Source organism: Paenibacillus sp. TCA20, assembly GCF_000732325.1.
Taxonomy (GTDB): Bacteria; Bacillota; Bacilli; order Paenibacillales; family Paenibacillaceae; genus Paenibacillus; species Paenibacillus urinalis.
The window spans coordinates 432,328-445,903 of the sequence record NZ_BBIW01000004.1; the positions used below are offsets into that span (position 1 = coordinate 432,328).

Below are 13,576 nucleotides of genomic sequence, written 5' to 3' on the forward strand. Positions count from 1 at the left end.
CAATTGGTTAATATAAATGTGAGAGCCAGAAGCCAAGGAGGGAATCGCATTTATGAATACTTCAGCAGTGAATCAAGAAGCAATTGAGACGGTAAGAGATTTGATCAAGGATATAGATACAGCGATGTTGACAACCGTAACACCAGAAGGACTCGTCTCTCGTCCGATGAAGACACAGGAGGTTGAATTTGACGGAGATCTCTGGTTTTTAACTAAAAAGGACACCAATAAGTATCGTGAATTGATGCAAAATCCGCTGGTCAATGTAGCCTATGTCGGTAAATCCTATGTTTCCATACGGGGTGAAGCGGAGCTGATTCAGGATCCGGCGAAAGTGAAGGAGTTCTGGAACAAAGCCTATGAGATGCTGCTTGATGTTTCTTATGACGACCCTTCGCTGGTGCTCATCAAGATTCAGGCAGACACCGCCGAGTATTGGGAAACAGGCAGTAAAACAAAGCTGGTCAAGAATCTGATCAACAAAATGACAGGCAAGAATGAGATGGATTTGAACAAGACCGTAGATCTGTGACGGAGCTTGTACAGGATTGCACATAAGGGGGCCCGCATATGGGCCTCCACGTTTTTTTGTGCGATGAATTATTAATCCTGTGAATCAACTCCAGATGTGAGGGTGGGCAGCGATCATATCATCAGCTGTCTTCGAAAGTGCAGGCAAGTAGTTTCGAATTTGCTCTGCCCTGTTCAGATAGGACTCCGATGTACCAATGCCAAGATCATCGATCAGCGCCTGGAAGGCTGGCGCAAGTGGCTGCTTAGTATCCGGTGCTGCGTCTGTGTCTAAAATTTTGTGACATCGGGCAAAGGTAGCTGCTATCCAAAACACAGCCTCAAGGTGATTCCCGGATTCGATGAGCTCGCGGCTTCCCTCGATCACAATGGGGCGTGCGCTTACTGTAATATCGGAGCTGAAAAAGAAAGGGGTAGACGCTACATCCGCAGCTGTATCAAAGGTCACTTCAAGCTGTTCAAGATGCTGACGAACTTGTTCTGCGGTCATCTGTTCACAGCCGAGCAGCTGCAATAGTTCAGTGTATACCGGGAGCTCATTATACTGGGTGAGTACCTCTCGCACACGGAGATACCGTAAACGAACCGTCGGATTTTGCAGTGCAGCGGTGAGCAGGACATGTGTTGTAATGGCAGCGGGGAAGAGAAGTGCGGTGATTCGATCATAGAGAGGCTGCGTCATATCTATGGAATGGAGCCCTGCCTTTATTTTATAAAGGACATCTTCACATCGCTTCTCGACCCATGATTTTTGAGCAAAGTGCTGAGATACCTGCTGGTATATCGGATACAGACGTGAATAAGGATCGGCGATGATCGTGTTCGTGCGAAAGCTTCCGGCCAAATGGTAGTTTGTAAGCACCTTTTCTACTGAATCGAAGAGATCCCACGGTAGATAGGTTACTTCCAGCAAGACATTTTGATATCGGAATTTCCCAAGCTTAATAGAGGGTACTTCATGAACAACAATGACGATATCCATATCCGAGGAAGGAGACAGGGTAGCGTCGTCAGGCAGGGTAACAGTAGAGCCGCTAAAATATGCGCCGAGATAACCGGGGGATTGGCTTCCGTGGCTCATTACCCAATTCACTGCTGCTTGTCTGGCAGAACCGATATTCATCCCTCACACTCCTTTCAGGTGTTTTGCGAGAACTTCCTCATTTTGTATAAAACAGGTGCTCTGGACACAAAATAGGATGTCTTCCAAATTCGCCAGTAAAGTAGGTGTTTCCTGTGTATTTCTACAAAGAGGATCTTATCAATATTATCGTTCCGGACAAGCCTGATCCCGCTGCGGCTAAGGTGCTGCAAGAAGCATTAGGCGGACGGTTCGGCGAAATGCGTACGATGATGCAGTATTTTTTTCAGAGCAGTAATTTCCGTGGGAATAAGACCCAGTATCGTGATTTGATGCGAGGTGTATTTCTGGAGGAGATCAGCCATGTGGAGCTGGTGCAGACGACCATTAATCAGCTGCTGAACGGATCGGGCGAAGAGACGCCGGGTAACGCAGGTGTGGATGGGGCTCCGTTGGATGAGGCTGTTCGTCATGCGAATCCGCATCACTACATCGTTGGTGCTCAAGGGTCTTTGCCCGTAGATGCAGCTGGGAATCCGTGGATGGGCAACTATGTGTACAACCATGGTAATCTTGTAGCTGACCTGATGGATAATCTGGTGCTTGAATCAACAGGGGTCCTGCAGAAATCCCGTATTTATGAAATGAGCTCCAATAAGACATTCAGAGAAACTTTAGCCTTTCTTATCGTGCGGGACAATGCCCATCAGAATGCGTTCGCCAAAGCACTTGAGACGCTCGGTGTAGAGTGGGGCAAGCTGTTCCCGGTACCTAATTATGATATCAACAAGTATCCGGAGTGCAGAAAATATGTGGACATGGGCTTTCATAATGCACAGTTTAATTTCAGGCTGGATGATACTCGGATCGGGGAGATTTATAGCGGGAAATCCCCAAGCCGTAATGGCGGTGAGCTCGAAGTAACGCCTCCTCCAATTGGTCATCCGGTACCCATGCTGCCAGACATGCCGAATGAGCATGCCCCGGGTTTGAATGATCTAAACACATAACAGCGTGATTTTCATTTTTTGTATGGTGAAAATACGGCTAGAATCAACATAAAAAACTCCAGTTCCTCCTTGCCTGAAAGCGAGGGGAACTGGAGTTTTTCTAATGGGAACAAAATCTGCTAGAGAATGAACATGATTCGCGCCGACTTGGTCGCATATCTAGTATACGCATTATAGTCAGCCTGCTGGTACCGTCACTTTAATATGAGCCGGCACTGGAGGCTTCACTTCAGCAGGGATTCCCGCCGTGAAAGTAATGCCGCTTGCTCTTTCTTTAAATTCGGCTTTGGCCTGCTCAATGACACCATCTGTATTCTGAAGCAGATCATAGGCGGAGAGAGCCATCAGCTTCGCGGCATAGTGCATCCCCTTCATTCCAATGGAGGAGCCGAAGGCGGCCGTGGCCTGCCAAGTGTGAACTTGAACTCCCAGTGGAGCACAAGTCGTCATGATCTGACCCATCGGTGCAATCCAGGATACATCACCCACATCAGAGGAGCCGCCCATCGTCATACCGAAGACTTGTTTATTGTTAATAAACGCGGTTGGCAGAATGGATTTTTCAGAGTGCAGGGCAGCTTCTGGATTGGCTGCAAGGACGTCTGGATGAACGCTCTTCAGCAGCTGTTCGGCGAAGGCTTCTTCTTCCGGAGTAAATTGAATAGGCTCTGCAACTTCGGTTTGAGCATGCATAAGATCATTCAGCGTGGCATTTGGCAGTGTATCATAACAGCCTGCTTTGATATCCCACCGTACACTCGTTTCAGTCATTAATGCCGCACCTTGGGCGATTTTGATGAGCCTCTCTAGCAAGTGATCGACAGCTGCTCGGTCTTTTCCGCGTAAAAAGTAGTATACGCTCGCCGCATCCGGCACGATATTCGGAGCCTGACCGCCGTTTGTGATCTGATAATGAATCCGGCTGCCGTCTGGCACATGCTCACGCAGGTAATTTGCGCCGACGTTCATCAGCTCCACCGCATCTAGAGCACTGCGGCCTAGATGAGGGGCGGCTCCAGCGTGTGCGGTACGACCCGAGAAGAAGAACTCCACACCAGTCAATGCCTGCATGCTGTAATTCGCCGCCATGTTGGAGCTGCCTGGATGCCAAGTGAGCACACAGTCCAGATCGTCGAACACGCCGTCACGAGCCATAAAGGTCTTGCCGGATAACAGCTCTTCTGCCGGACAGCCGTAATAACGAATGGTGCCGGGGAGTGTTCCTTCGTTAATGAGCTGCTTAAGCGCGGTGACTGCTTCTACTCCAGCTGTGCCGAGCAGGTTATGTCCGCAGCCATGACCGGGTCCGCCGGGAACGATCGGTGTCTGATCTGGGCTTACCGTTTGGGATAGACCGGGAAGGGCGTCAAACTCGCCGAGGATGCCGATCACCGGACTTCCATGACCGTACTCGGCGACAAAGGCGGTAGGAATTTCACCCACGCCTGATGTGATGCGAAAGCCTTCCTGTTCTAGCAGGCGAGCCTGAAGAGAGGAGGCGTAGGATTCGGTGTAGCCGACCTCCGGATGCTCCCATATGTCCTTCGCCATTTTTGTGAAGCGATGCTCTCCTTCGTTAAGCGCTTGGATCAGGTTTGTTTTGCTCATGCTATATACCTCCTAAGATTTAGTGTCTTGCGGTCAACACAACTGCAGATGGGTCTGTAATAGGCTCGTCAGGCTGTTTGTTCAATTTAGGAATTGTTAATGAAATGATTGCAGCGACAAGGCATGATGCTGTAAGGAATAAAAAGGCGCTGTTATAAGAGTTCGTAGATGATATAAGGAAGCCCATTATTGCGGGAGAGAGGATACCTGCGGCCTGTCCGCCAAAGTTAATCATACCAAAGGCAGTACCAACGACTCTTTGCTTCATCAGTCGGTGAGGCAGTGTAAACACAAAGGACAATGTGAAGGAGCCGAACGCCATGGCAATACTCATGCACAGCATAATTTCGGCGAGTCCGCCGGCGCGTGTCACGAGGAATAAGAATAGAGCATACATGAAGAGGCAGCCTGTGACTACATACTTCGCTTTGGCTCCGATTCGATCGATGATCCGTCCGCTGATGAGCATGCCAAGAGCAGCGATGACTGCGGGAATAGCGGATACAAGACCAGCTGCCTTCAGATCGATCCCTTGTGCTTCAATGAGATAGGTAGGCATCCACGAAGAGAGTCCCCAACTGGCAATGTTGGCAAAGAAGAAGAGTGCCATGACTCTCCACAAAGTCGTATTGCGCAGCAGCTCCTTATACACACCCTTTTCCACTTTGGGTGAAGCAGTACTGTGCTGGGCGGAAGATCCCCTGGTGATATAAAGGAACCATATAACGAGCACTACGCCAAGCAGGGAAATCGCGAGAAACGTATGTCTCCATCCTAACCACAGGAGCAGCGGAGTACAGATAATGGGGGCAATGGCTCCTCCGAGAGCATTGGAGGACATCATGGTCGTTTGAGCCTTGGTGCGTTTTTCTTTGGCGAAGTAATCAGAGATGGCTTTGGTGCTGGCAGAAGGGTAAGCTCCTTCTCCAATCCCGAAGAGGAAACGAATCACGAGCAGAGAGGCCAGGGACCAGGCGGCGCCCGATAAACCGGTGAAGAGGGACCAGAACAGGATGGCGACGACGATGACTTTGCGTGAACCGAACTTGTCCGCGAGCCATCCACCGGGAATCTGCATGAGCGCATAGCCGACGAAAAAGCTGCTCAGCACAATTCCGAGTGCCGAAGCATCCAGACTCATGTCTTTGCCCATTTGACTGAGAGCAAGCGTAATTACTCCTCGGTCAATATAGGAGACAATCCAGGCTGCGAATAAGGCGGTGAGTATCAATTTACTGTTGGGCTCTTTTTTCATAGGCATCTCACGCTCCAAATGATTGTGTTAAGTATGGTAACATTTTATAATGTGAGTTAACGAAAATCATTGTTCATATGACTAATGTTTCATAGATAACATTGTATATATTTCCAATGACAATCGATTTCAAGTTGAAATGCATTCATTTATGTTATATTAACTGACACGTACGGAGTGGAGAGGGGATGTTAAGCGTGGATCTGCCTCAATTTTTGGAGAAGAGATTTGGAGACGTGGAATATGGGGCATGGTTTTATACGGAGAGTGCTGAAAGCTTATACCTATGGCTGGGCACAGAAGGAGCCGACAGGCTGATCGAGAAAGTGAAGATGAATGCAATGGGTTTGCCGCTTCAACAACACATGGAGAAGCTCGTATGCCGGACCTTGCGTGTGGAGGGATCCACACTCTTATTCATCTATTTTTCACCGAATGATGCCTCAGAGCAGAGACCCATGCTGATGCTGATTGAAGCTGAAGATGAATTGACGGACAGTGAGCTTGAGCAGCTGGAGCTGCTGACGAGAATGGAGCTGCTAACGATAAGGCTCGCCAAGCAAAAGCTGGATCACGAACGCTGGCTTGAGGGGCTCCGCGCGCTAACCTCTTCTCTCGACCTGAATGAATTGCTGCTGCACATTATGCAGAATGCACTGAAGGTCATTCCCGCTGCAGACTGCGGCTTTTTCATGATGTATGAGGAGGCGGAGAAGAGACTGGTGCCCAGGGCGAGCATTGGGATTAAAGATACGATTTATCAGTTTCAGACAAGGCATAGCCAGGGGATTACAGGTAAAGTATTTACGAGCGGGATCGGGAAAATATATACCTCCAGAACAGCCCTGGATGCGATGGATGATGTTCCGAAGGATGCATTGAGTTATCTTGTTAACGCATTTGACGGAGATGTGGTGCAGGTAGTATCAGTCATCGCAGTTCCCGTCACGATGAATCAGGATCGGATCGGCGTCATGCTGGTGCATCAGCTGCAGGATGGCAGGAGACCTTTTCATGATCAGGACCTGCTGCATCTTCAGGGCTTTGCTGATCAGGCCGCTATTGCGATATCCAATGCAAGAATGTACTCAGAGCTGAGAGAAGCGAATGAGTATCTCGTGAAACGGAGCGATATTCACAATGTATTTACCAAGCTGTCTGTCCGCCAGGAAAGTGTGGAGGTGCTGGTTGATCAAGTGCTCGCTATGCTTAAGCTGCCCTTGCGATTTGTTGACCTGCTGCTGAACAACTGGCATCCTGTCGCTGACGATCAGCATGAGCTCTCCGATCTGGATTTGTTCCAAGTGTTTGAGGCGAATAAAGCTCCTGTCACGATAACGGGCAGTCACGAGCATGGGTATTACCTGTACCCTGTTGTGAATGGCCCGGTGCTGCTCGGCGTCTTCGTTATTCCACTCCTTCGTCCGCTGGAGCCGCTGGATCACATTGTACTGGAGCAGGGAGGCGCGATCGTTGCACTTCAGCTAATGAACACGCACTCCGCCACGGAAATGTATTACAAACGGAGTCATGAGTTCTTCAATGAGCTGGTGCAGTTTCGTGAGCCTGAACGAGTCGCTGCCAAGATGAGTAATTTTGGACTGCCTAAGGATGTTCCTCTATTCGTTAGTGTCCTTCACCTTCTGGGAGAGCACGGGGATCTGAAGCAGCGTGAGATTTTTTTACGTAAACTGATACTTGATTTGGAAAAAGAGCTTGGTCATAGTGAGAAACTGCTATTTGGCTCCCATGATAAAGTAACGATTATTGCGGCAGCACTGAATATCGCCCAGCAAAAGCAAATGGTGGAACGGATGAGAGCAGCTGCCGAGCGATGGGCAAGATCAACAGGCAAATCCGTGAGCGGGGGCATTGGCAGCTTGTATAGTGGCCTCGAGCAGGTGGCCAGAAGTAACGATGAGGCACTTGATGCCTTATCCTTTCTGCTCCGCAGGCAAAAGACAGGACTTACCCGTTATGAGGATATCGGGGTGAATCAATTGTTTCTCAATCAGGAGCCTGCAAAGATCGGGCATTATATTGAGAGTGTGTTGTCTCCTCTGTATTCAAGGGGCAAGCAGCAGGGTGAGGATCTGGAACGCACGTTAAAAGCTTACATGGCTGCAAATCGTTCCGCTTCAGCAGCAGCCGAAGAGCTGCATATTCATATCAATACACTGTACCACCGGCTGCATAAAGTTGAGGAGCTGATGCAGGTCAGTCTAAATGATCCCGATGATTGGCTCAAGGTATATCTGGCTTGTCATCTCAGCGAGACCTATTAACTGCTCCGAAAATGTAGAGAAATACATTTATCAAGATTTTTTGTCAGCTATATTGACATAGGATCTTTCTTCTGCTTTAATCAGATAAAGAAAAATCCATAAGCGGAAGATGATGGCAGGGAGAGTCTTAAGCATCGCTTGGTCACGTTTAATGAGGATGCTTTTGCGCCGAAGGAGCAAGCTTTATGGCTGGTCGAGTCTTAAAGTTAATCTCTCAGGTACAAGGAACCGCCATCGGACGCAACTCTGGAGAGAGCAATAGCCACCCAAGGGGTAACAACGGCTGCCGCCGTTTAAACTCTCAGGTACCCAGGACAGAGAACACGACAATTTGTTCGTGATCTCTGTCCTTTTTTGCGTATCCATAGATTTATCATTTATCTCGCGGAGGTGTTGTTAATGAGTTTGGAATCCTTTGATCCACAGCTTTACAGCTTTGTTCAGCAAGAGCAGGAACGTCAGCTGGCTACACTGGAACTGATTGCTTCAGAGAATATTGTTAGTCCTGAAGTGATGGAAGCGATGGGAACCGTTCTAACGAACAAATATGCAGAAGGGTACCCTGGGAAACGTTACTACGGGGGCTGCGAGCATGTGGATGGTGCTGAGACGCTCGCGATCGAGCGGGCAAAGTCCTTATTTGGAGCTGCTTATGCGAATGTTCAGCCGCATTCCGGTGCTCAGGCCAATACGGCAGTGCTGTTTCATCTCCTGAATCCAGGAGACAAGCTGATGGGCATGAATCTTTCCCAAGGCGGACATCTAACTCATGGCAGTCCAGTAAGCCTGTCAGGGAAATGGTTTGATGTGGTCTCCTATGGAGTGGATGAAGTAACACACCTGATCGATTACGATCAAGTAGAGAGCCTTGCCCGCAAAGAGCGGCCGAAGCTGATCATTGCTGGTGCAAGTGCTTACCCCCGTCAGATTGACTTTGCAAAGTTCAAGGGAATTGCTGATCAGGTCGGGGCAAAGCTTATGGTGGACATGGCTCATATAGCCGGACTGGTTGCAGCGGGTCTGCATCCCTCTCCGGTCCCTTATGCGGATGTTACGACAAGTACGACGCATAAGACGCTGCGCGGCCCTCGGGGAGGCCTGCTGCTGACGAATGATGAGGAGACGGCGAAGGGGCTTAACAAATCCATATTCCCTGGCATACAGGGCGGACCGCTCATGCATATCATTGCAGCGAAGGCAGTGAGCTTCAAAGAGGCATTGGACCCTTCCTTTAAGCTCTATGCAGGCAGAGTCGTCGATAATGCGAAGGTGCTTGCAGATACTCTCATTCAAGAAGGAGCCACACTTGTATCGGGAGGAACGGATAACCATTTGATGCTGATAGATGTGCGGCCCTGGGGACTTACAGGCAAGCAGGCTGAAGCGATCCTGGAGCATGTAGGCATCACGGTTAATAAGAACACGATACCTGGAGAAACAGCCAGTCCATTTGTTACTAGCGGCATACGAATCGGTACGCCTGCATTGACGACGAGGGGCATGGGAGATGAAGAAATGCGCATATTGGGAGAGTGTATTGCTGCTGTGCTTAAGCGTCATGGAGATGATAGCGTGGCAGCAAGTGTACATGAGCATACCAAGGCGCTTGCGGCGAGGTTCCCGTTGTTTATGAAAGAGATGGCAATTCGATAATCTAATAGAGATAAAAAAAGGCCGTATCCAGCTGCCGAGAGGCAGGGGATACGGCCTTACTATTTGTACGTCGATTATTTCATCAACTGACGAAGTACGGTTTGCAGAATACCGCCATTATGGTAGTAATCCACGTCAACCATACTGTCGAGACGCGCGATAACAGGGAACTCAAATTTAGTACCGTCCTCGCGTGTTGCAGTTACAGTCAATTCTTCACCTGGAGTAACTTCGTTGGAGAGACCTACGATATCAAACGTCTCACGCCCGTTCAATCCAAGGCTGGACCAGCCATAGCCTTCTTTGAACTGAAGCGGAAGTACGCCCATACCAACCAGGTTACTGCGGTGAATCCGCTCGAAGCTCTCAGCGATAACAGCTTTGACGCCAAGGAGAAGCGTACCTTTGGCTGCCCAGTCACGGGAGCTTCCTGTACCATACTCTTTACCAGCCAGTACGATGAGGTTTCTGCCTTTCTCCTGATACTTCATAGAAGCATCGTAGATGGACATGACTTCATCGGTAGGGAGGTATTTGGTAACGCCGCCTTCCGTGCCTGGTGCCACTTGGTTACGAATACGGATGTTGGCAAATGTTCCGCGCATCATAACTTCATGGTTACCGCGGCGAGAACCGTAGGAGTTGAAGTCCTTGCGTTCTACACCATGCTCTTTGAGGTACAGACCAGCCGGGCTGGTTGGCGAAATATTACCTGCAGGCGAGATATGGTCGGTCGTTACAGAATCGCCAAGCAGCGCAAGCACGCGTGCATCACGAATGTTCTGGATGTCGTTCAGATCACCTTCAAGTCCTTCAAAGAACGGCGGGTTCTGAATGTATGTCGAGTTCTCATCCCACTCATACAATTCGCCTTCTGGAACTTCAATTGCATTCCAGCGTTCATTGGCAGTGAAGACGTTCGCGTATTTATTTCGGAACATATCTGCGTTAAGCGAGACATTAATTGCTTCTTGGATTTCTGCGGAAGTCGGCCAGATATCCTTAAGATATACAGGCTGATTGCTCTGATCATAGCCGATCGGATCGTTCTGCAGATCGATGTTCACCGTACCTGCCAGCGCGTAAGCAACAACCAGCGGCGGAGAAGCCAGGTAGTTTGCTTTGACCTGGGCATGCACACGGCCTTCGAAGTTACGGTTACCAGACAGTACTGCAGCAACAGTCAGATCGTTGTCAGCAATCGCATGACTCACTTCATCTGGAAGCGGACCGGAGTTACCGATACAAGTTGCACATCCGTAGCCGGCAACGTTAAAGCCCAGCTTCTCAAGCGGATCGAGCAGGTTTGCCTTGGTCAGGTACTCTGTAACAACAAGAGATCCTGGAGTCAGCGAGGTCTTCACATAACCAGGCTTGGTCAGTCCGCGTTCTACCGCTTTCTTCGCAAGAAGACCTGCGCCGACCATAACACTTGGGTTGGAAGTGTTCGTACAGCTCGTAATTGCAGCAATTACAACTGCACCTGGAGCCAGTTCACTCTTGGAACCGTCAGGATGGGTAACAGGCACTTTCTCTGCAATCTTCTCATCGCTTAGTCCGTAACCGCCCTTGTCGATTGGTGTGCGGACAATGCCTTCCCAATTCTCTTTCATATGAGACAGCTCAATCCGGTCTTGAGGACGTTTAGGTCCTGCAAGGCTCGGTACAACCGATGCCAGATCAAGCTCAATGGTATCTGTAAAGACTGGATCTTCGGTATGGTTCGTACGGAACATGCCTTGGGCTTTGTAGTATGCTTCAACCAGCTCAATTTGTTCTTCAGAACGACCTGTATTACGCAGGTAGTTAACCGTCTCTTGATCGACTGGGAAGAAACCTACGGTTGCACCATATTCCGGAGCCATGTTAGCTACGGTCGCACGGTCAGCCAAGCTGATGTTGGACAGGCCAGGACCATAGAATTCTACGAACTTGCCGACAACACCCTTCTTACGAAGCATTTCGGTAACCGTCAGGGCAAGGTCAGTAGCCGTAGAGCCCTCTGCCAGGCTGCCTGTCAGCTTGAAGCCGATAACCTCAGGCGTTACGAAGTAGAGTGGTTGTCCAAGCATTCCGGCTTCAGCCTCGATACCGCCGACACCCCAGCCTACAACGCCGAGACCGTTGATCATCGTTGTATGAGAGTCCGTACCTACCAAAGAATCCGGGAACACAACAGTCTCACCGTCAATCTCTTTGGTTGCAGCTACGGAAGCGAGATATTCAAGGTTAACCTGGTGAACAATCCCTGTAGAAGGAGGAACTGCACGGAAGTTGTCAAAAGCAGTCTGTGCCCAGCGAAGGAAGCGATAACGCTCTTCATTGCGCTCAAACTCGACTTTGATGTTATAGTCCAGTGCACTGTTCGTTCCGAATGCATCGACCATGACCGAGTGGTCAATAACGAGATCGACAGGAACGAGCGGATTGATCTTCTTCGGATCGCCGCCGGCTTTCTTCACTGTATCGCGCATAGCGGCAAGGTCAACGACCACCGGAACGCCAGTAAAGTCCTGCAGTACAATACGCGCAGGAATAAAAGGAATTTCTTTGTTGTTATCTTTGCCTTCTGCCCAGCCTGTAAGCTGGCTTACATGATCTTCAGTAATAGCGCGTCCATCAAACTGACGGATCGCCGCTTCGAGGAGCACCTTAATGGAGAAAGGCAGCTTGGAAATGTCGCCGCGTCCTTGCTCTTCAAGCGTTTTGAGGCTGTAATAGCGGTACGTTTTGCCTCCGACTTCAAGCGAGCTTGCAGCAGAGAAATGATTCTGTTGAGACATGGATGTACCTCCTTGATTAATAGTATGCCAGAAGTTCATTTTATCCGTTCAATGTCCATGGAGTTTCACAGTGTGAAACGTAATTTCAAAAATGAACTTTTGATTTTAGTATACCGTTTTCATCCATTGACGTAAAGTTTTTTTCTTGTAAGAACGCCTATTTTTACAGGGAAGTGAATGCTTCAACTCTCTCTGGATAGGCCCCGTACATACCAACATAAAATTAGTCATATAGTGAAAAGAGAAGGTAATCATACGATCGAGAAGCAAGCCGGAGTAGTAGAAAGGGGATATGGGCCGTTGGAGCGAGAATGGAAAAATACCTTATATTCTTATGTGAAAGAATATAATCGAGGCGAGATTGATTATAAGCCGCAGGAGCAGCATATGATTACAGACCTTGCTGTCCTGCTCGAACGAGGCAAGCGGGCAGCTCAGCTGGAAGAGTGGTATCGCGAGCGTCAGGCCGTACCTCTGCGCTGCGAGACAAGCGCTAAGCTGCTCCGGACACTGTCGGATCGCAAGGGTGAAGCTGTGGTCGATGTACAGCTGTACAGCCGGTTATTCTACTCCAAGGGAGGGATGACGCACCGGGAGGACCGCATCGAGAAAGAGCGGCTGACCTTCACCAAGGACGGTAATTATTGGGTTGTATCGCGTGTGGTCAGAGATGTACAGGAACGAAAGCCGGTCGCCTATGAGACGCTGATCGCAGCAGAGAATGCCAAGCAGGCAGGTATCTTGAGGAAGCCTCTTCTGAATAGAGAGGTGTTGTATCCAGGTATTCCGGCCAGACTGGTTCGATACCGGAGAGAGGATGCGGTGGCTTATGCAGATCAATGGTGGAATTCGGGTAATCCGGAGTTTGAAGAATTCGAAGTGAACTGCACCAATTATATCTCGCAATGTCTCTTTGCAGGGGGCGCGCCGATCAACTATACTGGTAGGAGAGAAACAGGCTGGTGGTATAAAGGTTACGCTTCGGGACAAGAGCAATGGAGCTACAGCTGGGCCGTGTCAGATAGTTTGGAGAATTATCTTGCGCGGAATCATAGCGGGCTGACGGCAACGCTTGTTGACGGGCCGGAGCAGCTGCAGCTGGGCGATGTTATTTTCTATGATTGGAATGGGGACGGCAGGTATCAGCACAGTACGATTGTAACGGCATTTGATGCGGGTGGAATGCCCCTTGTGAATGCGAACACTGTAAGCAGCAGGCATCGTTATTGGGATTACAAGGATTCTTATGCCTGGACCGAGAACACAACATACCGGTTATTCCATATCGCAGATACTTTTGGAGCCTAAAAAAAGCGTAACGCTCATCCTTAAGATGAATATACTATTGGCATAATTCGGTAGGCCTTGGC

Annotated in this window: 9 protein-coding genes and 1 riboswitch; of the genes, 5 read left to right on the top strand and 4 right to left on the bottom strand. The window is 49.3% G+C overall.

From position 1 onward, the window contains the following. Positions 1-52 precede the first annotated feature (52 nt). Positions 53-532: a pyridoxamine 5'-phosphate oxidase family protein gene (locus TCA2_RS10790; protein WP_047911591.1), complete on the top strand. Its 480-nt coding sequence runs from the start codon at positions 53-55 to the stop codon at positions 530-532. An 84-nt stretch (positions 533-616) separates the two neighbouring features. Here the strand turns inward: TCA2_RS10790 and TCA2_RS10795 are convergent, their stop codons facing one another. Next, positions 617-1,654 carry a hypothetical protein gene (locus TCA2_RS10795; protein ID WP_047911592.1) on the bottom strand — a complete coding sequence of 346 codons (1,038 nt, stop codon included), beginning with the start codon at positions 1,652-1,654 and terminating at the stop codon, positions 617-619. 113 nt (positions 1,655-1,767) lie between these two features. Here TCA2_RS10795 and TCA2_RS10800 point away from each other — a divergent pair, with 113 nt between their 5' ends. Continuing rightward, positions 1,768-2,622 (top strand): manganese catalase family protein, encoded by an 855-nt coding sequence (locus TCA2_RS10800; protein WP_047911593.1) that lies wholly within the window; start codon positions 1,768-1,770, stop codon positions 2,620-2,622. Positions 2,623-2,799: 177 nt separating this feature from the next. On the opposite strand, the gene TCA2_RS10805 is transcribed toward TCA2_RS10800, so the two are convergent. Both TCA2_RS10805 and TCA2_RS10810 read right to left on the bottom strand, forming a co-directional pair. Next, positions 2,800-4,230: an amidohydrolase gene (locus tag TCA2_RS10805; RefSeq protein ID WP_047911594.1), complete on the bottom strand. Its 1,431-nt coding sequence runs from the start codon at positions 4,228-4,230 to the stop codon at positions 2,800-2,802. A 19-nt stretch (positions 4,231-4,249) separates the two neighbouring features. After that, entirely contained in the window at positions 4,250-5,485 is a 1,236-nt protein-coding gene (locus TCA2_RS10810; RefSeq protein WP_047911595.1) for an MFS transporter, read from the bottom strand. A 197-nt stretch (positions 5,486-5,682) separates the two neighbouring features. Between TCA2_RS10810 and TCA2_RS10815 the strand changes: the two genes are divergently transcribed. Further along, positions 5,683-7,770, top strand: coding sequence for a helix-turn-helix domain-containing protein (locus TCA2_RS10815; RefSeq protein ID WP_193746023.1), 2,088 nt, complete (start codon positions 5,683-5,685; stop codon positions 7,768-7,770). Between the two features lie 106 nt (positions 7,771-7,876). Continuing rightward, positions 7,877-8,011, top strand: a riboswitch (glycine riboswitch). A 158-nt stretch (positions 8,012-8,169) separates the two neighbouring features. Beyond that, complete coding sequence (gene glyA, locus TCA2_RS10820; RefSeq protein WP_047911597.1) at positions 8,170-9,423, top strand: serine hydroxymethyltransferase; 1,254 nt, start codon at positions 8,170-8,172, stop codon at positions 9,421-9,423. A gap of 74 nt (positions 9,424-9,497) precedes the next feature. Here glyA and acnA read toward each other — a convergent pair whose 3' ends face one another. Beyond that, the gene (gene acnA, locus TCA2_RS10825) at positions 9,498-12,206 is read right to left on the bottom strand and encodes an aconitate hydratase AcnA (protein ID WP_047911598.1); all 2,709 of its coding nucleotides are present in this window, start codon (positions 12,204-12,206) and stop codon (positions 9,498-9,500) included. 300 nt (positions 12,207-12,506) lie between these two features. Between acnA and TCA2_RS10830 the strand changes: the two genes are divergently transcribed. Then, positions 12,507-13,514 (top strand): amidase domain-containing protein, encoded by a 1,008-nt coding sequence (locus TCA2_RS10830; protein ID WP_047911599.1) that lies wholly within the window; start codon positions 12,507-12,509, stop codon positions 13,512-13,514. Positions 13,515-13,576 lie beyond the last annotated feature (62 nt).

What these genes read in the sequence shown, in the direction of transcription:
- TCA2_RS10790 (WP_047911591.1), top strand. Translation starts at nt 53, where the DNA reads ATGAATACTTCAGCAGTGAATCAAGAAGCAATTGAGACGGTAAGAGAT.
- TCA2_RS10795 (WP_047911592.1), bottom strand. Translation starts at nt 1,654, where the DNA reads ATGAATATCGGTTCTGCCAGACAAGCAGCAGTGAATTGGGTAATGAGC.
- TCA2_RS10805 (WP_047911594.1), bottom strand. Translation starts at nt 4,230, where the DNA reads ATGAGCAAAACAAACCTGATCCAAGCGCTTAACGAAGGAGAGCATCGC.
- TCA2_RS10810 (WP_047911595.1), bottom strand. Translation starts at nt 5,485, where the DNA reads ATGAAAAAAGAGCCCAACAGTAAATTGATACTCACCGCCTTATTCGCA.
- glyA (WP_047911597.1), top strand. Translation starts at nt 8,170, where the DNA reads ATGAGTTTGGAATCCTTTGATCCACAGCTTTACAGCTTTGTTCAGCAA.
- acnA (WP_047911598.1), bottom strand. Translation starts at nt 12,206, where the DNA reads ATGTCTCAACAGAATCATTTCTCTGCTGCAAGCTCGCTTGAAGTCGGA.